General features: G+C 63.3%; 16 protein-coding genes. 12 read left to right on the plus strand and 4 right to left on the minus strand.

Annotated features, from left to right (window positions below; all coding sequences use genetic code 11):
* Window positions 1-53: 53 nt before the first annotated feature.
* From ACGYK4_RS15265 to ACGYK4_RS15285, 5 genes are all read left to right on the plus strand, one after another.
* Window positions 54-1,142, plus strand: coding sequence for an acyl-CoA dehydrogenase (locus tag ACGYK4_RS15265; RefSeq protein ID WP_394457261.1), 1,089 nt, complete (start codon window positions 54-56; stop codon window positions 1,140-1,142).
* Complete coding sequence (locus ACGYK4_RS15270) at window positions 1,139-1,837, plus strand: PIG-L deacetylase family protein (protein WP_394457262.1); 699 nt, start codon at window positions 1,139-1,141, stop codon at window positions 1,835-1,837. Before ACGYK4_RS15265 ends, ACGYK4_RS15270 begins: the two co-directional genes overlap by 4 nt.
* Window positions 1,837-2,400, plus strand: coding sequence for a class I SAM-dependent methyltransferase (locus ACGYK4_RS15275; protein WP_394457263.1), 564 nt, complete (start codon window positions 1,837-1,839; stop codon window positions 2,398-2,400). Before ACGYK4_RS15270 ends, ACGYK4_RS15275 begins: the two co-directional genes overlap by 1 nt.
* On the plus strand, window positions 2,397-3,443 hold the full coding sequence (locus ACGYK4_RS15280; protein ID WP_394457264.1) for a glycosyltransferase: 1,047 nt from the start codon (window positions 2,397-2,399) through the stop codon (window positions 3,441-3,443). The genes ACGYK4_RS15275 and ACGYK4_RS15280 overlap by 4 nt, the downstream gene beginning before the upstream one ends.
* A gap of 102 nt (window positions 3,444-3,545) precedes the next feature.
* The gene (locus ACGYK4_RS15285) at window positions 3,546-5,609 is read left to right on the plus strand and encodes a catalase (RefSeq protein ID WP_394457265.1); all 2,064 of its coding nucleotides are present in this window, start codon (window positions 3,546-3,548) and stop codon (window positions 5,607-5,609) included.
* Window positions 5,610-5,648: 39 nt separating this feature from the next.
* Here ACGYK4_RS15285 and ACGYK4_RS15290 read toward each other — a convergent pair whose 3' ends face one another.
* Complete coding sequence (locus tag ACGYK4_RS15290; protein ID WP_067265122.1) at window positions 5,649-6,431, minus strand: IclR family transcriptional regulator; 783 nt, start codon at window positions 6,429-6,431, stop codon at window positions 5,649-5,651.
* 164 nt (window positions 6,432-6,595) lie between these two features.
* Between ACGYK4_RS15290 and ACGYK4_RS15295 the strand changes: the two genes are divergently transcribed.
* The 7 genes from ACGYK4_RS15295 (at window position 6,596) to ACGYK4_RS15325 (ending at window position 15,028) form a co-directional block, all read left to right on the plus strand.
* A complete protein-coding gene (locus ACGYK4_RS15295) occupies window positions 6,596-8,113 on the plus strand; it encodes an ABC transporter substrate-binding protein (RefSeq protein ID WP_067265130.1) in 1,518 nt (505 codons plus the stop codon).
* A gap of 114 nt (window positions 8,114-8,227) precedes the next feature.
* Complete coding sequence (locus tag ACGYK4_RS15300; protein ID WP_136720362.1) at window positions 8,228-9,145, plus strand: ABC transporter permease; 918 nt, start codon at window positions 8,228-8,230, stop codon at window positions 9,143-9,145.
* Window position 9,146: 1 nt separating this feature from the next.
* On the plus strand, window positions 9,147-10,049 hold the full coding sequence (locus tag ACGYK4_RS15305; RefSeq protein WP_271690227.1) for an ABC transporter permease: 903 nt from the start codon (window positions 9,147-9,149) through the stop codon (window positions 10,047-10,049).
* A 3-nt stretch (window positions 10,050-10,052) separates the two neighbouring features.
* Window positions 10,053-11,051: an ABC transporter ATP-binding protein gene (locus ACGYK4_RS15310; protein WP_067268446.1), complete on the plus strand. Its 999-nt coding sequence runs from the start codon at window positions 10,053-10,055 to the stop codon at window positions 11,049-11,051.
* Window positions 11,048-12,043 (plus strand): ABC transporter ATP-binding protein, encoded by a 996-nt coding sequence (locus ACGYK4_RS15315; protein WP_394457266.1) that lies wholly within the window; start codon window positions 11,048-11,050, stop codon window positions 12,041-12,043. The genes ACGYK4_RS15310 and ACGYK4_RS15315 overlap by 4 nt, the downstream gene beginning before the upstream one ends.
* Window positions 12,044-12,047: 4 nt before the next feature.
* Complete coding sequence (locus ACGYK4_RS15320; protein ID WP_394457267.1) at window positions 12,048-13,637, plus strand: gamma-glutamyltransferase; 1,590 nt, start codon at window positions 12,048-12,050, stop codon at window positions 13,635-13,637.
* Window positions 13,634-15,028: a M20 family metallopeptidase gene (locus ACGYK4_RS15325; protein WP_394457268.1), complete on the plus strand. Its 1,395-nt coding sequence runs from the start codon at window positions 13,634-13,636 to the stop codon at window positions 15,026-15,028. Before ACGYK4_RS15320 ends, ACGYK4_RS15325 begins: the two co-directional genes overlap by 4 nt.
* Window positions 15,029-15,060: 32 nt before the next feature.
* Here the strand turns inward: ACGYK4_RS15325 and ACGYK4_RS15330 are convergent, their stop codons facing one another.
* From ACGYK4_RS15330 to ACGYK4_RS15340, 3 genes are all read right to left on the minus strand, one after another.
* The gene (locus ACGYK4_RS15330; protein ID WP_394457354.1) at window positions 15,061-16,188 is read right to left on the minus strand and encodes an iron-containing alcohol dehydrogenase; all 1,128 of its coding nucleotides are present in this window, start codon (window positions 16,186-16,188) and stop codon (window positions 15,061-15,063) included.
* Between the two features lie 8 nt (window positions 16,189-16,196).
* The gene (glpK, locus tag ACGYK4_RS15335; protein ID WP_394457269.1) at window positions 16,197-17,693 is read right to left on the minus strand and encodes a glycerol kinase GlpK; all 1,497 of its coding nucleotides are present in this window, start codon (window positions 17,691-17,693) and stop codon (window positions 16,197-16,199) included.
* A 76-nt stretch (window positions 17,694-17,769) separates the two neighbouring features.
* Window positions 17,770-19,482, minus strand: coding sequence for an ABC transporter substrate-binding protein (locus ACGYK4_RS15340; RefSeq protein ID WP_394431252.1), 1,713 nt, complete (start codon window positions 19,480-19,482; stop codon window positions 17,770-17,772).
* Window positions 19,483-19,537 lie beyond the last annotated feature (55 nt).

Here is a 19,537-nt window from a genome sequence, read left to right on the forward strand (position 1 = left end):
ATCGTGACGCTTGATCTGCTCGGTATCACTCTGCGCGACTGTCGGACACTGCCATGAACAGTGCGCCGCGTTTCGATCCTTTCCCGCCCCAGTCGCAAACGGATGTTCTTTCGCAAACGGCCCGTGAGGCACTGCGCAACGCGGCACGAGCTGAGGAAGCGGGCACCGCCCCGATCAGCGGCTCTATCGATATCCTGCGCGACGCGGGCCTGATGTTGGAAGATGGCGCCACCGCCCCTTTGCGCACCGCCAACGCGTTGATGCAGATCGGTGCCGCCAACCTCAGCGTCGGCCGCTTATGGGAGGGCCACGTCAACGCGCTGCGCCTGATCCGCCTATACGGCAGCGCGACGCAGGCAGAGCGGGCGAAACAGGTGATCCGGCAAGGCGGGCTTCTGGGCGTCTGGGGGGCCGATGCCGGCAATCCGGCGCGTTTCGAGAAGGGTGTTTTGAAGGGTGAGAAGATTTTTGCCTCTGGTCTCGGCACTGTCACCCATGCGCTCGTTTCGCTTAATTCCGGCCCTGAGGTGCAGCTTGCGCTGATCGATGTGACCGATCCCGCGCGCGGCGATGCCTCGCAATGGGACATGCTGGGGATGCGGGCGACGGCCTCGGGGACGTATGATTTTTCTGGTCTGCCACTTGAGGATGACGCGCTTATCGGCGCCCCCGGCGATTATCTGAAAGAGCCGCATTTCGTCGGCGGCGTCTGGCGGATTGCAGCGCTTCAGGCGGGCGCCGCGGCGGGGTTGATCGATGCGGCGGCCACCGCTCTACGGGACATGGACCGGCTTGAGGCCGAGGCCCAATTAAGCCGCCTGATGCAGGTGCTAATGCGGATCTGGGCCGGTATGGCATTGGTCGAACGCGCCGCTCTCGCCAACGCGAATGACCACGCGGAGGAGACGCTCGTCAGCACCTCAATCGCCGCGCGGATATATACCGAGGAAGTCGCCCTCGACGCGATCAAAGCAGTGGAACAGAGCCTTGGGTTGCGGCATTTCACCGGAACCTCCGAGACGGGCCGCATGGCGCGGGATCTTTCGGTTTATCTGCGCCAAGCCGCGCGCGACGCCTTCCTGCAACGCGCGGCCCGCCATGCGCTTTCGAGTGACCAGACGGTTTGGGGTGTCTTTGGATGAGCCACAACGCCCCCCTCACCGAGGCTCTGTCGGGCCGCGAAAAGATCGTGGTTCTGGCACCGCATCCGGACGACGAAACACTCGGCTGCGGCGGGCTGGTGGCCCGCGCTTTCGCAGGGCCCGGGGCGCATGTCATTTGCGTGACCGATGGCGGCGCCAGCCACCCCGGCTCCCGCGCATGGCCTCCGGCCCGATTGGCCGAAAGGCGACGCGCGGAATTGGCAGAGGCGCTTGATCTCCTTGGTGGCGGCGCAGCGGATTTGACATGGCTCGGCCATCCCGACAGCCGATTGCACGAAGTGCCTGCCGACGCCATCCTGACTGAGCTGATGCAGGTAATCGACGCGCAAACGGCACGCCACGTCTTCGTCCCGGCCCGCGAAGACAAACATTGCGACCACCAAACCACCGCGTCACTGGCCGACGGCCTGCGCGCGCAGCGCCCCGATCTGCATTTTCATAGCTATCCGGTGTGGAGCCGTTTCGACGATCCGAACTTTGCCGAGAACACGGCAAGCTACGCCCCCCTTACCCTCGACACCGCCGCCTATCGCGAAGCCAAGAGTGCTGCGATCCGCGCGCATCGCAGCCAGCTTGGCCAAGTCGTGCAAGACGATCCCGAGGGGTTCGTTCTGCCCGAGGCGATGATCGACCTCTTCGCGCAGCAAGACGAAATCTTTTGGAGGATGCCGTGATGGGTGTGGGGTTGGATCATCTCCAAGGTCTCTATGCCGAGACGAGCGATCCTTGGGGGTTCGAACATAGCGCCTATGAGCAGGCCAAATTCGCGGCGACGCGGGCGGCGCTTTCACAGGATGGCTACCGCTCGGCTTTTGAGTTGGGCTGCGGCAATGGGCAATTGGCACGCCACCTGATCGACATCTGCGCGCGCTATACCGGGATGGACGCCGTGGCCAGCGCCCTGACCGCCGCGCGCAAAACGGTGCCAGAGGGGCGCTTCGTCCAAGGGTTCTATCCCGGCCCCCTGCCCGAGGGGGACTTCGATCTGCTGATCCTTTCCGAAGTACTCTATTTTCTGGATCATCCGGGGCTGGACCAACTGGCGACCGACATCGCGACCCGCTGGCCGCAGGCCGAGATCCTCTGCGTGACGTGGCGCGGTGACACCGGCAATCCGTTGCAAGGGGAGGAGGCGCTGAACGGCTTTGCCAAGGCGCTCGACACCCATGCCTTCACCTGCGTCAGCAAGACCGAGAACTACCGCATCGACCGCGCCTTTCCGGAGGGTGACAGATGAGTTTCGAGCGCTGGAAAGACACCGCGATCATCATCCCCGCCCGGAACGAAGCGGAGCGGATCGGCGATTGCCTCACCGCCCTCGCCCCCCAGTGCAACGACCGTGTCCACGTGATCCTCGTGGTGAACAACACCGATGACGACACCGCTAAGATCGCCACGGCGGCGGCGGGACGGCTTGGCCTCGACCTCACCGTGCTCGATCTTACCTTCCCCCCCGGCATGGGGGTCGGCGCGGCAAGGCGGAGGGGCTGCGCTGTGGCCTTGGAACAGATGCCTCATTTGCGCCAGATCCTGACCACCGATGCCGATTGCCGCGTCAGCCCCGATTGGGTCGCGCGCAGCATTCACCACCTCCAACGCTTTGATGCCCTCTGCGGCAGGGTCACGCTGAACCCCGAAGAGGCCGCCTTTTTGGCGCAGCAAGACCCCATGTTTGAGGCCCATGAAATGGCCTACCGCCGCTTGGTGCTCACGCTCTACGCGCGGCACGCCCCGAACTGCGCTGATTTGCAGAACAGCCACGGCGAAGCGCCGGGGGCCAGCCTTGGCTTCACCCGCGATGCCTATGAGGCCGTCGGCGGTTTCGCCCCGATCCCCTGCGGTGAGGACCGGGCGATCATCCGCGCCCTGCGGGCCGCGGGCCGCCGGGTGCTTCACGCGGATGATGTCTGGGTCGAGGCCTCTTGCAGGCTTGTCGGGCGGGCGGCAGGCGGCATGGCCGATACGCTGCGCACTCGGCTGAGCGGGGCGGGCTATCTCGCCGATGACTGTTTGCCGGATGCGGGCTGCTTGCTGGAGAAACTGCGCCGGGGGGGTTTGGGCTGCTGGCCGGTGCAGGTGCCGGAGGCTGAACGCATTCCGGTCGATGAACTGCCCGCGCATATCGCGCTGCTGCGGGGCTTTTTGGACAAGTCCGCGGCCCGTGAGACAGCCGCCCCCCTCGCACCGGAGGCCGGAGGTCTCCGCCCGCGCGAGAACTTTCCCGCCCGCCGGGCAAAAGCATCGGAACCCCTCGCCGCGGGGGTGGTTGAACTCTCATAGGGTCGGGCAATCACCGCCGGCTCTGGAGCGGCACTTTCGGCCCGCCACATATTAGCAACAAATCCTCCCGATTATATTCCGGGGGCGCTGTGGAGAAAGATCATGACAGACAAAGAACTTGGCAAAGGCGGCGAACCCCGCCAGCAAACCACGGACCGCGAAAAGACGATGACGACCGCGCAGGGCGGCCCGATCGCGGATGATCAGAACTCACTCAAAGCAGGTCCGCGCGGCCCGGTCTTGATGGAAGACCACGTTTTCCGCGAAAAGATGTTCCACTTCGACCACGAGCGCATTCCAGAGCGTGTCGTTCACGCCCGCGGCTACGGCGTGCATGGGCATTTCGAGCTAAAGGAAGCGATCCCCGAACTGTCCTGCGCCGATATCTTCCAGCGCGTCGGCGAAAAGACCCCGACCTTCACCCGTTTCTCCACCGTGGCAGGCAACAAGGGCTCTTTCGATCTGGCCCGCGACGTGCGCGGTTTTGCGACGAAGTTCTACACGCAAGAGGGCAACTGGGACCTCGTCGGCAACAACATCCCCGTGTTCTTTATCCAAGACGCGATCAAGTTCCCCGATCTCATCCACTCCGTCAAACCCGCCCCTGACCGTGGCTTCCCGCAGGCACAGTCGGCGCATGACAACTTCTGGGATTTCGTCTCGCTCTCGCCCGAGGCGATCCATATGACGCTGTGGCAGATGTCCGACCGTGCAATCCCGCGCTCCTTCCGCTTTATGGAAGGCTTCGGCGTGCATACCTTCCGGTTGGTGAATGCCGAGGGAAAATCGCATTACGTCAAGTTCCACTGGAAGCCCAAACAGGGTCTGCAATCGGTGGTCTGGAACGAAGCGCTCAAGATCAACGGCGCGGACCCGGATTTCCACCGCCGCGACATGTGGGATGCCATCGACGCGGGCGACTTCCCGCAGTGGGATCTGGGCATTCAGGTCTTCGACGACGAATTCGCCGATAATTTCGAGTTCGACATCCTCGACGCCACCAAGATCATCCCCGAAGAGCAGGTACCGGTGCGCATTATCGGCACGCTGACGCTGGACGCCAATGTCGACAACTTCTTCGCCGAGACCGAGCAGGTGGCCTTTTGCACCCAGAACATCGTGCGCGGGATCGACCACACGAATGACCCGCTGCTACAGGGCCGGAACTTCTCCTACCTCGACACGCAGCTTAAGCGTCTCGGCGGGCCGAACTTCACCCATATCCCGATCAACGCGCCGAAATGCCCGTTCCACCACTTCCAGCAGGACGGCCATATGGCGATGCACAATCCCAAGGGCCGCGTGAACTACGAGCCCAACAGCTGGGGCGAGGATGGTGGTCCGCGCGAGAACCCAGAGATTGGTTTTCAGAGCTACCCGGCCGAAGTCGAAGGCACGAAACAGCGCGTGCGGTCCGAGACATTTGCCGACCACTACAGCCAAGCGCGGCAGTTCTACATCAGCCAGACCGAGATCGAGCAGCAGCACATCGCGGCGGCCTATACCTTCGAGCTGTCGAAATGTCAGGAAGAGCGCATCCGCCTGCGGATGCTCTCGCATCTGATGAACGTGCATGACGATCTGGCGAAACAGGTGGCCGAAGGCTTGGGCGTGACCGAGATGCCGGAACCCGCCAAACCCGCGCGGGAGCCGATCACCGATCTGCCGCCGTCGGATGCGCTCAGCATTCTAAAGAACGCGCCGAACAGCTTCGCGGGCCGCAAGTTGGGTCTGTTCCTGACCGAAGGCGCGGATGCCTCGGTGGTGGAAGCCTTGGAAAAAGCCTTTGCCGATGAGGGCGCGATGGTCGCCATCGTGACGCCGCATATCCAAGGGGTGACCCTTTCGGACGGCAGCACCCGCGAAGCGGATGAGAAGATCGACGGCGGCCCCTCGGTGGTCTTTGACGCGGTGGCCTTGGTCTTCGGGAATGAGAAAGCCGACAAGATCGCCAAGAACAAACCTTCGCAGGATTTCGTCTCGGACGCCTTTGCGCATAACAAGTTCATCGCATGGACCCCCGCCGCCGATCCACTGCTCAACGCCGCCGGGGTCGAGAAGGACGAGGGCACGATGGAGGTCTCTGCCGATAACGTAGCCGCGTTCCTTCAGACCTGCCGGAAACTTCGGTTCTGGCAGCGCGAAGAAAAGCTGAACTGGGAATAAGAGAACACCGGGCCGGGGCGGCGATGCCCCGGCCCTTTTCTAGCGCCGATGCACCTGTGATGAGGGCGAAATCGCGTTCGCCGTGTCCTGAAGGCGCGGCAGAATCTCGGCCCTGATCCGCTCCCGCGTCCAGGTATGCGCCGAGACCGAACATTGCACCGCCGCAAAGGCCCGCCCATCGGGGCCGGTAATCGGACAGGCCACCCCGATCTCGGACAAAATCATCTGATCGCTGGAAATCGCATAGCCCTGCTGCACGGCCTCACCGATGCTGTTGCGGATCGTGGCGCGGTCCATTGTGGTGCGCGCGGTAAAGGGTTTGAGCGGCCAAGTCTCGATCGCGTCTTCCCGGTCTTCGGGCGAGAAGGTCGAGATGATCGCCCGCCCCGCTGACGTCGAAAGCGCTGGCAGCCGCCGTCCGATCACCGTCGCCGCGAAATAGGTTCGCTGGCAGGGCAAGCGACTGACGTAGATGATATGATCGGTCGAAAGCTCGGCCAGGTTCACCGTCTCCCCGATCTCTTGGCTAAGGTCGATCAGCTTGGGAATCGCCTGCCCGACCAATTGATCCGACCAGTAATAGGCATAGGCCAGTTCGAGCCACGCATGGGAGGGGCGGTAGCGCCGCGTGGCCGGATCCTTTTCCAACATGCCCTCGATATGCAGCGTATTCGCCAGCCGCTGAACCGCGCTTTTGTCCAATCCGCTGCGCGCGGCCAGCTCGACCAACGACAATTCCGTATGCGATTCATCGAAGGCGCGAAGCAGCCGCAGCCCCTTGGCAAGCGACCCGACGTAGAGGGTATTTTGCTTCTTTTCCAATCACCTACCCCGAAATCTGGCCCAATTGTTCAAACCGGGGCTTGACGTATGTCGATCTGATTGCGTTAATTAATCGTATTGCGATATCAAGTATTATTATATGATACGAGACGCAAGTCAAAAAGATACGGAACCGAATTCGTTAACCAGCAGGGGAGTTGACCATGAAATCCACGGTCCTGAAATCAACCATCACCGGGCTTGTCCTGGCCGCCGCCACCGGCGCGGCTTGGGCGGACAAAGCCAATGACACGCTGAATGTCGCCTTCACCAAAGAGCTTGAGAACGTCGACAGCTACTTCAACTCTTCCCGCGAAGGCGTGGTGCTGCAACGCGCCGTCTGGGATGGTCTGATCTACCGCGATCCGGTCACCAACGAATACATGGGCAACCTCGCCACCGAATGGGAATGGATCGATGACACGACCATCGAATTCAAACTGCGCGAAGGCGTGAAATTCCACGACGGGTCGGACTTCACCGCCGATGACGTGGTCTTTACCGTGAACTACGTCGCCGATGAGGCCAATGGCGTGAAAACGCAGCGCAACGTGAACTGGATGAAATCGGCTGAGAAGGTCGACGACTACACCGTGCGCATCATGCTGAAAGAGAAGTTCCCGGCGGCGATCGAATTCCTTTCCGGCCCCGTTTCGATGTATCCCAGCGACTACTACGAAGAAGCCGGCCCCGAAGGCATGGGCCTGAAACCCGTCGGCACCGGCCCTTACAAGGTGACCGAAGTCGTCCCCGGCCAGCACTTCAAACTCGAAGCCTATGAGGGCTACCACGACAGCCCCAAGGGCAAGCCTAGCATCAAGAATATCGACATCCGCACCATCCCGGATGTGAACACGCAGATGGCGGAACTGTTCAGCGGCTCGCTTGATCTGATCTGGCAGGTGCCTTCGGACCAAGCCGAGAAACTGGCCGAGCGGGATGAGTTCCAAGTCTCCAACGAATCCACCATGCGCGTGGGCTATCTGACGCTCGATGCGGCGGGCCGGTCCGAGGACAGCCCCTTCACCGACGTGCGCGTGCGCAAGGCCGTGAACTATGCGATCAACCGTCAGGAACTGGTCGACGCGCTGCTTAAAGGCAAATCCAAAGTCGTCTACACCCCTTGCTTCCCCAGCCAGTTCGGCTGCGACGAAGACGCGGCGGTGAAGTATGAATATAACCCCGAGAAGGCCAAGGAATTGCTGGCCGAAGCTGGCTACGAAGACGGTCTGACCATCGACTTCTACGCCTACCGCGACCGCGAATATGCCGAGGCGATCACCAGCTATCTGAACGCCGTGGGCATCGATACCAACTTCAAGATGCTGCAGTATTCCGCCCTGCGCGAGCAGAACATGAAAGGCGAAACCGCCGTGTCGTTCCAGACATGGGGCAGCTATTCGATCAACGACGCCTCCGCCATGGTCAGCCAGTTCTTCAAACATGGCTCGCTCGACTACGCGATGGACGACGAAACGCTTGAATACCTCAACATCGCCGACAGCTCGACCGACCCCGAGGTCCGTAAAGAGAACTACTCCAAGGCGATCGAACGCATCACCGAGGAAGCCTATTGGGCGCCGATGTTCTCCTACAACACCAACTACGTGACCACCAATGAGGTGGAATACACACCCACAGCCGACGAAGTCCTGCGCTTCACCACGGCCAGCTGGAAGTAAACCAATCGGCGGGGGCGCCGTGACCGGTGCCCCTGCCCTTCTCCCCTTCCGCACCCAACCCAGACCCACGCAGCAGGCCCTCGCCTGCGGCGCAGCCTCAAGGTAGTTGCACCCGTGCTTCAATTCATTCTCAAACGATTGGGACTGGCCCTTCTCGTGGCCTTCACCGTGTCGTTTATCAGCTTTAGCCTGCTGTTCCTGTCGGGCGACCCCGCCGCCGCGCTGGCCGGTGAAACCGCCAGTGGCGAAGATATCGAGGCCCTGCGCCGTCTCTATGGTTTTGACCGGCCCATGCTGGTGCAATATGGCGAATGGCTGTTCTCGGCCCTTCAGGGCGATTTCGGCGAAAGCTACTATTTCCGCCTGCCCGTCGCCTCGCTCATCGCCGACCGATTGAGCGTGACCATGACGCTCGGCGTCTGCGGGATTACTTTCGCGCTGCTGACCGCCGTGCCCTTGGGCGTGGTCGCCGCGATCCGCCCCAATTCGATCATCGACCGTGTGGCGCTCTTCATCTCGGTTGCCGGTCAGGCGATGCCGAGCTTCTGGTTCGGCCTCATCCTGATCGTGGTCTTTGCCATCCAACTGGGCTGGCTGCCACCTTCGGGCACCGACACGTGGCGCCATTTCATCCTGCCGACCGTGGTGCTGGGCTATTACGCCATGCCCGCCATCATGCGCCTGACGCGCGCGGGCATGCTGGACGTGTTGAACTCCGACTACATCCGCACCGCGCGGGCCAAGGGTGCGAACGAGCGCCGGGTGCTGTTCCGCCACGCCCTGCGCAACGCGATCATCCCCGTGGTCAGCCTCGCCGCCGTGCAGATGGGCTTCATGCTGGGCGGCTCCATCGTGGTTGAATCGATCTTCGCGCTGCATGGCGCGGGCTATCTGGCGTGGGAGAGCATCGCGCGCAACGACCTGCCCACGGTGCAGGCGCTGATCCTGATCTTCTCGATGTTCTACATCGTTTTCACCTTCCTCGCAGACGTGCTGAACGCATGGCTCGACCCCCGCATGAGGAGCAGCTGACATGGCCACGGCAAGCACACATGACAGCCTTTTGGACGAAATCACCGGCCCGACCCCCGGCCAGATGCTGCGCAAGCGCATCTTCGGGCACCAAGGTCTGCTGATCGGGGCGGTCGTTCTGATCATCCTCACGATCATCGCGATCCTTGCGCCCTGGATTGCCCCGCATGATCCCTATGCCCAAAGCCTGATGACCCGGATGGAGCCCCCCGTGTTCATGGGCGGCACATGGGAGCATCCCTTGGGCACCGACCATCTGGGCCGCGATTACCTGTCGCGCCTCATCTACGGCGCGCGGATTTCGCTGCTGATCGGGGCCGTGGCGGCGCTGATTTCGGGCCTCATCGGCACCGCCATGGGCGTGGCTGCGGGCTATTTCGGCGGCAAGGTCGATGCGGTCGTCACCTTCCTCATCAACGTGCGTCTGGCGATGCCGGTGGTACTGGTGGCGCTGGCCGTGGTGGCGATCCTTGGCGGATCGCTGCAAGTGGTGATCATGGTGCTGGGCCTGCTGCTGTGGGACCGTTTCGCGGTGGTCATGCGCGCCTCGACCATGCAGGTCCGGCGACGTGAATATGTCGCGGCGGCGCAGGTCATCGGGGCCTCCACCCCGCGCATCCTTTTGTCCGAGATCATGCCCAACATCGCAAACAACCTGATCGTAGTCGTGACGCTTGAGATGGCCCACGCGATCCTGCTCGAAGCGGCGCTGTCCTTCCTCGGCCTCGGGGTGCAGCCGCCGACGCCAAGCTGGGGGCTGATGGTCTCCGAAGGTAAGAACATGATGCTGTTCGAGCCGTGGCTCGTGCTGATCCCGGGCGCCGTGCTTTTCGTGCTGGTGCTGGCGATCAACCTGATGGGTGACGGTCTGCGCGACGTCACCGCCCCCGAAAACCGGAGCTGACCCATGACAGAACCACTTCTGAGCGTCCGCAACCTGCGGCTCGATATTCCCACGGGCGGCGGCACCCTGCATGCGGTGCGCGGGATCGACTTCGACCTCAACCGTGGCGAGACCCTGTGCATCGTCGGCGAAAGCGGCTCGGGCAAATCGCTCACCTCGCTGGCGCTGATGGGGCTCTTGGGCAAATCCATCAAACGCCGCGCGGATCGGATGACCTTTGACGGGACCGAGCTGACCACCGCGAGCCAAGGCCAGATGCGCAAGCTGCGCGGGGCGCGGATGTCGATGATCTTCCAAGAGCCGATGACCTCGCTCAACCCGGCCTACACGATCGGCGATCAGCTGGCCGAGGCGCTGCTCTTGCACCGCAAGGTCAGCCGCCAACAGGCGCGGGACCGGGCGATTGAACTCTTGGAGAAGGTCGGCATCACCGCCGCCGAGAGCCGCTTGTCGCAATACCCGCACCAGCTTTCAGGCGGGTTGCGCCAGCGCGTGATGATCGCCATGGCGCTGATGTGCGAGCCGGAACTGATCATCGCGGATGAGCCGACGACCGCGCTCGACGTGACCATTCAGGCGCAGATCCTGCGGCTGTTGCACGATCTGGGGCGCGAGATGAATATGGCCGTGATCCTCATCACCCATGACCTCGGCGTGGTGGCCCGCGTGGCCGACAAGGTTGCGGTGATGTATGCGGGTGAATTGGTCGAAACTGGCCCGGTGGGCGATATCTTTAACGCGCCCTCGCATCCCTACACCCGCGGACTGCTGCGCTGCATCCCGCTCCCGGGCAAGACCGACCGCGGCGCGAAACTGGGCACGATCCCGGGCATCGTGCCCTCGCTGGTGGGCGAGGTCGAAGGCTGCGTCTTCCGTACCCGCTGCCCGCATGCCGTCGCCGAATGCCGTGGCGACATCCCCAAACGCGAGGACGGCAACCATGCCTTCCGCTGCATTTTCCCCGATGGCAAACGCCAGTCCGAGAAGGAGCTGACCGTATGAAGGACAGCGTAAACACACCCCCGGTGCTGGAGCTTTCCGGCGTCAGCAAGACCTACCGGGTGAAACAGGGCATGTTCGGCAAGGTCAAACCGCTCACGGCGGTGAATGACGTGTCGCTGCAATTGGGCAAGGGGGAGGTGCTGGGCCTCGTCGGTGAATCCGGTTGCGGCAAATCCACCCTTGCCAAGATCCTCTTGGGGCTGGAGGAGCCAACCGCCGGTCACGTTAAGATCGACGGTGAGGAGATCACGCAGCAGGGCCGTCTGGCGCTGGCGCGGCGGATCCAGCCGATCTTTCAAGACCCCTATTCCTCGCTCAACCCGCGCAAGAGCATCTATGACGTGATCTCTCTGCCGCTGCGGGTGCACAACATCGGTGATGAGGAGAGCCGCAAGAAAAAGGTCCAAGAGATCCTCGACGTTGTGGGCCTGCCGCAACGGGTGATCAACACCTACCCCAGCCAGATGTCGGGCGGCCAGCGCCAGCGCGTCGCCATCGCCCGCGCGCTCATCATGAAGCCCGAGGTGGTGATCTGCGACGAGCCGACCTCGGCGCTGGATGTGTCGGTGCAGAGCCAGATCCTCAACCTGCTGGGCGAGCTGCGCGAAGAGTTTGGCCTTACGTATCTCTTCATCAGCCATGATTTGGCGGTGGTCGAACACCTCGCCACCCGCGTGGCGGTGATGTATCTGGGCGAGATCGTCGAGCAGAACTCGGTCGCCGGGCTCTTTGACGCGCCGCGTCACCCTTACACCAAGGCGCTGTTGAAATCCGTGCTGACGCCCGAGCCCGGTTTGGGTGTGCCGGACACGCAGCTTGGCATGGCCTACCCGAACCCGATCGCGCCGCCGCCCGGTTGCCATTTCCACCCGCGCTGCCCGCGCGCGACGGATCTGTGCAAGCAAAAGGCACCGCGTCACACCCCGATCCCGCAGGGGCATGTCGCCTGCCATCTGCACGATCCGGAAACCCCCATGTACGAACAAGAGTAATCCCATGTCATCGAACCTGTCTCACAGCAGTCAAACCCGCAAAACCGTCATCGAAACCGAACATGGCGTTGTCGCCGCGCAGCATCGGTTGGCAGCAATCGCGGGGGCCGAGGTGCTTGCGGCAGGGGGCGATGCGGTGGATGCGGCTGTGGCCACCTCCTTCGTCATCGGCGTGTTGGAACCTTGGATGAGCGGCCCTGCGGGCGGCGGGGCGATGATGCTCTGGCGCGCCGAAGAAGGCCGAGCCCATGCGCTGAACCACGGCATGCGCAGCCCCGGCGCGCTTGACCCCGCGAACTATCCGCTGAGCGGGCGGGGCAAGGCGGGCGATCTCTTCCCCTGGGAGCATGTGGAGGGGGACCGCAACGTCCAAGGCGCCACCGCCATCGCCGTGCCCGGCGTGGTCGACGGGCTGGGCCAAGCCCATGAACGTTTCGGCAAGATGCCTTGGGCCGAGCTGCTTGGCCCGGCGATTGAACATGCCCGCAAGGGTCTGTTGGTGGATTGGTATGCCGCGTTGGTCATCGCCTCTTGCACGCGCGCCCTTGCGCAGGATGCGGATGCGGCGGACCTCTTTCTGGAAAACGGGCAGTGGCCCACGATCAGCGGCTGGACCGCGCTGGCCGAGAAACGGCTGGACCAGTCGCGGATGGCCGACAGCCTTGACCAGATCGCCCGGCACGGGTCGCGCGCGCTCTATGATGGAGACCTTGGGGCTGCGATGGCGCGGGATGTGCAGGAGAAAGGCGGCTGCCTCAGCCACGACGACCTGCAAGCCTACCGCGCCGAATTCAGCGCGCCGCTCGACTTCGCCTATCGCGATGCGCGCTTCCATGTCGTGCCGGGGCTCACCGCCGGGCCAACCTTCCGCGACACTTTCGCCTCTCTCGCGACCGAAGACCTCGGGAACGCCCCCGGCCCCGACAGCTATGCCGCCATGGCCGAGGCGCTCAAAGGCGCCTATGCCCGCCGTTTGGGCTCCATGGGCGATACCGGCGAAAGCCCCGAGGCGCCGGGCTGCACCACCCATTTCTCGGTCGTCGACCGCCGCGGGAATATGGTGGCGCAGACGCAGACGCTCTTGTCGATCTTCGGCTCCCGCGTCGTCTCGCCCTCCACTGGCTTTTTGATGAACAACGGCATCATGTGGTTCGATCCGGTTCAGGGCCGCCCGAACTCGCTCGGCCCGAACAAGCGCTGCCTGATGAATGTCTGCCCGGTAATCGGCGAACAGGGCGACAAACGCTTCGCCTTCGGCGCCTCCGGCGGGCGCAAGATTTTGGGCGCGGTGGCGCAACTGTCCTCCTTTGTCACCGATTTTGACATGTCGCTCGAAGACAGTTTCCACGCGCCGCGCATTGACGCCTCGGACGCCAACCAGCTCATCGCCGATGAAAGCCTGCCGCGCGATGTGCTCGACCGGCTGCGCGAGAACAATGAGGTCGCCGAGACCAAACGCACGATCTTTCCCTACGCTTTCGCCTGTCCCGCAGGCGTGATGCGCGCGGGCGGGCAGAATTCCGGCTGCACCGAGATCATGTCGCCTTGGGGCGACGCCATTTCCGAAGATATGACAAAGGACATTGAAGCATGACCCGCGATCAAGCGATCGAAGCGATCTCGACCTATTTCGATGAGGGGACATTCCAAGCCGAACTGGCTAACCTCGTCTCCTACGAGACCGAAAGCCAGAACCCTGACCAAGCCCCCGAACTGAAACGCTATCTGGTCGAGACGATGGAGCCGCGGCTGACGGCGATGGGCTTTGTCTGCAGCTTTCACGACAATCCTGACCCGCGCGGCGGCCCCTTTCTGGTGGGCGAGCGCCGTGAGGGGGATGACCTGCCGACCGTGCTGACCTATGGCCACGGCGACGTGATTCGCGCCCAGACCGATCAATGGCGCGAGGGGCTGCATCCTTTCAAACTGGTCGAAGAAGGTGACAAGCTTTATGGCCGCGGCACCGCCGACAACAAGGGCCAGCACCTGATCAACATCGCCGCCACCGAAGCGGTGCTGAAGACCCGCGGCAAGCTGGGTTTCAACTGCCGCATCGTGATCGAAATGAGCGAGGAGACCGGCAGCGCGGGCCTGCCCGAGTTCTTTGCCGAACACCGCGAGGAACTGACCGCCGACGTGCTCATCGCCTCGGACGGGCCGCGGCTGCAACCCGAAGTGCCGACCATGTTCATGGGCTCGCGCGGGGGCGTGTCGTTCGATCTGATCGTCGACAAACGCGAAGGGGCGCATCACTCGGGCAACTGGGGTGGCTTGCTGGCTGATCCTGCAATAATCCTGGCGCAGGCCCTATCGACCATCACCGACAAACGCGGGCAAATCCAGATCCCCGAATGGCGGCCCGACAGCCTGACCCCCTCGGTCCGCGCCGCGTTGAAAGACCTGCCGATCGAAAGCGATGATGGCCCCGCCATCGACAGCGACTGGGGCGAAGAAGACCTGACCCCGGTCGAGCGCGCCTACGGCTGGAACAGCTTTGCCATCCTCGCGATGAAAAGCGGCGTCCCCGAGGCGCCGGTCAACGCGATCTCGGCCCATGCGACGGCCACCTGCCAATTGCGCTATGTCGTCGGCACCGATCCCGAAGACATCCTGCCAGCGCTGCGCCGCCACCTTGATAAACACGGGTTCGAGGATGTGCGGATCGAGCCGCATGACCGTGGCTTTTTCCGCGCGACGCGGCTGGATGCGGATCACCCTTGGGTCAAATTCGTGGCTGACTCTCTGACGAAAAGCGCCGGGAAAGCGCCGCATATCCTGCCCAACCTCGCAGGCTCGCTGCCCAATGACAGCTTCAGCGATATCTTGGGTCTGCCGACCGTCTGGGTGCCGCATTCCTACCGCAGCTGTTCGCAGCACGCGCCGGACGAACATGTGCTGAAACCCGTCTGCCGCGATGCGCTGCGGGTGATGGCGGGCGTGTTCTGGGATTTGGGCGAAGGCAACACGCCGCCGCGCGCCGCCTAAAACTGCCGGGCGGGGGCCGTGGCCCCTGCCCGCTACATTGCCGCGCGGATGCAGGCTTCGAGGGTTTCCGCCTCAAGCACGCAAGGGTTGGCACGCATGGAGGAAGAGGCCGCTGCCTCGCGGGCCGTCTCGCCCAGATCCGCATCTTCGGGGATCCATTGGTTCAACCGCTCCAGCCCCCAATCATCCAGCATGGTGGTCAGCGCGTCGAACGTGCCTTCCTCAGGCAGGTCGAACCCGTCGGAGAGCCACATCTGCACTCCCGTGAAGCGGGCCGAGACCCCAATCGCATCCCTGTTCGCGGCCAAAACGGGCCCGAGCAAACGCCCGCAGATCAGCCCATGCGGCGCGCCGAAACGCCCGCCGATCACACCTGCCAGCCCATGCACGGCCCCGAGGCCCGCATTGGCCAGTGCCAACCCCCCCGAGAGGCTGACATAGGCCAGCGCAACCCGCGCGGCTGGATCCTCGCCCTCGGCGAGACGCTTGAGCGCAGCGATGCCCTGCGGGATCGCGGCGCGGCAGAGCGCATCGGTCAGCGGGTTGGCTTTGCTGGACAGATAGGGCTCGATCACCTGCACCAGCGCGTCGAGGCCGGAGCCCAAAGTCACCCCGCGCGGCGCGCCATCGGTCAGCGCCGGGTCGACCAAGGCCAGACGCGGCAGCATGCGGTCGTCGCGCAGGCTGACTTTTCGCGCGGCCTCCGGCACGGCGATGACGGCGTTTTTGGTCACCTCGGCCCCTGTGCCTGCGGTAGTGGGGATCGCGATCATCGGCAGGGGATCGGCCTGCAAGGGCTTGCCCGCGCCCACGACTTCGAGATGCTCCATCACGTCGCACTCCGACGGGATCAGCGCCGCTGCCGCCTTGGCAAGGTCGATCACCGCGCCGCCGCCGACGCCCAGCACCACATCCGCGCCGCGCCCCGCTGCCACGGCGGCGCGCACGTCTTCGACCGACGGCTCGCCGCTGCTGCGCAACTGGCTCACCTCGCAGCCCGCCGCCGCCAAATCGCGCGCCAGTTCATCGACCCAAGCGACCGAACTGCCGCGCAGCAATAGCACTTGCCGCCCATAGCCGCGCGCAGCGGTGACCGCTTCACCCGCGACGCCACGGCCAAAACGGATACGTCCGGCGGTGGCGAAACCGAAAGGAGAGATCGTCTGCATCAGAACTGCAACGTCGCCTGAACAGCCCGCTGCCAAGCGCCGTATTTCTCTTCGCGCGCGGCCTCGTCCATCTCAGTTTCAAACCGCCGATCAAGCGCCCATTCGCGGGCGAAGCCTTCCATATCGGGGTAGATACCCGCCCGCTGCCCGGCGAGCCACGCAGCGCCAAGTGCTGTGGTTTCCAGCACGTCGGGGCGGTCCACCGAGGCGCCGATCACGTCTGAGAGGAACTGCATCGCCCAGTCACTGGCGCTCATCCCGCCGTCGACGCGCAGGGTCGCAATCTCGCCCGGCTGGCCTTGGGCGGCCCAATCGGCCTGCATGGCTTCCAAGAGGTCGCGGGTCTGGTAGCCCACGCTTTCCAGCGCCGCCCGCGCGAGTTCCGCAGGGCCGGAGTTGCGCGTCAGCCCGTAGATCGCACCACGGCATTCGGCGTTCCAGTAAGGCGCACCGAGGCCCACGAAAGCAGGCACCAGCACCACGTTCTGATGCGGATCGGCCTGCTCGGCCAGCGCTTGGGTCTCGCCCGCCTCGCGGATCATTTTCAGCCCGTCGCGCAGCCATTGCACCACGGCCCCGGCGACGAAGATCGAGCCTTCGAGCGCATAGGTCGGCTTGCCGTCAAGCTGGTAGGCGATGGTGGTGAGCAAGCGGTTGGTCGAGGTGACCGCCGTTTCGCCCGTGTTTAGCAGGGCAAAACAGCCGGTGCCATAGGTCGATTTCATCATGCCGGGCTGGAAACAGGCCTGCCCGATGGTCGCCGCCTGCTGGTCGCCCGCGACACCGAGGATCGGGATCTCGCGTCCAAAAAGGTCGGGCCGCGTGGTGCCGAAATCGGCGGCGCAGTCCTGCACCTCGGGCAGCATTTCGAGCGGCACGTCGAACATCTTGCAGATCGTCGTGCTCCAACGGCCTTTGTGGATGTCATAGAGCATGGTGCGGGCGGCATTGGTCGCATCCGTCACATGACGCGCGCCGCCGGTGAGCTTCCAGATTAGATAGCTGTCGACGGTGCCGAAAAGCAGCTCGCCCGCCCGCGCCCGTTCGCGCGCGCCTTCAACATTGTCGAGGATCCACTTCAGCTTGGTGCCGGAGAAATAGGGGTCGGCCAACAGGCCGGTGCGTTCGGTGATGATCTTGTCGTCGCCGCTTTCGCGCAGCGCGCGGCAGAAATCGGCGGTGCGGCGGTCTTGCCAGACGATGGCGCTATGGACCGGCTTGCCGGTCTTTGCGTCCCAGACCAGCGTTGTCTCGCGCTGGTTGGTGATGCCGATGGCGGTGATGTCATCGGGGCGTAGACCGGCCTTTTCGATCACCGCGCGGCAGGTGCCAGCGGTCGTCGACCACAGGTCGCCCGGATCATGTTCGACCCAGCCGGAGCGGGGGAAATGCTGCGGGAACTCTTCTTGGGCCGTGGCCGTCACCGACATGTTGCCGTCAAAGATGATCGCCCGCGAGGAGGTGGTTCCCTGATCAATGGCGAGGATATGGGTCATGGCGCGGCCCCCGGATGTTGGATGAAACGAAAAAGGGGCCGGAACGCTGCTGCGTCCCGGCCCCCGAAAGTTTGGCTTACTGCCAGGACTTGATCAACTCTTCGTAGCTGATGGTCTCGGGCTCGGGGTCTTCGTTGTCGAGCTTGGCAACGGGCGAACCTTCCTGCTCAAGCCAGTAGGAGGCTTCACGCTCCTCGTTCATTTTCGGACCCAGATCACCTTGGACGCCTGCGCGCTCAAGACGTTCCATGACCTTTTCCTGCTCGGCGCAGAGGCTGTCGAGCGCTTCTTGCGGTGTCTTCGCACCCGACATTGCATCGCCGATGTTCTGCCACCACAGCTGCGCCAGCTTGGGGTAATCCGGCACGTTCGTCCCGGTGGGCGACCATGCGGTGCGCGCGGGCGAACGGTAGAATTCCACCAGACCGCCGAGTTTCGGCGCGCGCTCGGTGAAGCTTTCGTGCTGGATGGTGGACTCGCGGATGAAGGTCAGACCGGCATGGGCCTTTTCCACGTCCACGGTTTTCGAGGTCACGAACTGCGCATAGAGCCATGCGGCTTTGGCACGGTCGACGGGCGTGCTTTCCATCAGCGTCCAGCTGCCCACGTCTTGATAACCAACCTTCTGGCCTTCTTTCCAGTAGGCGCCATGCGGGCTGGGGGCCATACGCCACTTGGGCGTGCCGTCTTCGTTCAGCACGGCCTTGGCGCTGTCGTTGACCATGTCGGCGGTGAATGTGGTGTACCAGAACATCTGCTGCGCGATGGCCCCCTGCGCGGGCACCGGGCCTGCTTCGCTAAAGGTCATGCCCGCGGCTGCGGGGGGCGTGTACTTCTCCAGCCATTCGATCGCTTTGGTGATCGCATAGACCGCCGCTGCATCGTTGGTGGCGCCGCCGCGTGCCATGCAGGACCCGACAGGCTGGGAGTTCTCGTTCACCCGGATGCCCCATTCATCGACCGGCAGGCCATTGGGCTCACCCACATCGCCGCCACCCGCCATGGACAGCCACGCGTCGGTGTAGCGCCAGCCAAGGCTTGGGTCTTTCTTGCCATAGTCCATGTTGCCATAGACTTCGACGCCATCAATCGTGCGGCCAGTGAAGAATTCAGCAATGTCCTCATAGGCAGACCAGTTGACCGGCACGCCCAACTCATAGCCGTATTTTTCTTTGAATTCAGCCATCAGCTCAGGATCGGTGAACCAATCGTGGCGGAACCAGTAAAGGTTTGCAAATTGCTGGTCGGGCAGTTGGTACAGATCACCATCCGGGGTGGTGGTGAAATCAAGGCCGATGAAGTCGTCCAGATCGAGACCGGGGTTGGTCACGTCCTTGCCTTCATTCTCCATCCAGTCGGTCAGGCTGCGCGCCTGTTTGTAGCGCCAGTGGGTGCCGATGAGGTCCGAGTCGTTGACATAGGCGTCATAGATGTTCTCGCCCGACTGCATCTGCGTTTGCAGCTTTTCAACCACGTCACCTTCGCCGATCAGATCGTGGGTGATGTTGATGCCGGTGATCGCGCTGAAGGCCGGGGCCAGCACGTTGGCTTCATATTCGTGCGTGGTGATGGTTTCAGAGACCACCTTGATGTCCATGCCTTTGAAGGGCTCGGCCGCGTCGATGAAGAATTGCATCTCCGCTTCCTGCTCTTCGCGGCTCAGCGCGGAGCGTTCGATTTCCTCGTCGAGGAACTTCTTCGCGGCTTCCATATCCGCGAATGCTGGCCCGGCGAGCAGACCGAGCGTGACCGCCAAAGCGGTACTCGATTTCATGACAGATCGTTTCATTATGTCCTCCCTAGACATTTGGTCGTGTCGTATGGCGGCCCCGGTTGCCCGGGGT

The sequence above is a fragment of the Sulfitobacter sp. 1A13368 genome, from assembly GCF_043557275.1.
In the GTDB taxonomy this organism is placed as follows: Bacteria; Pseudomonadota; Alphaproteobacteria; order Rhodobacterales; family Rhodobacteraceae; genus Sulfitobacter; species Sulfitobacter faviae.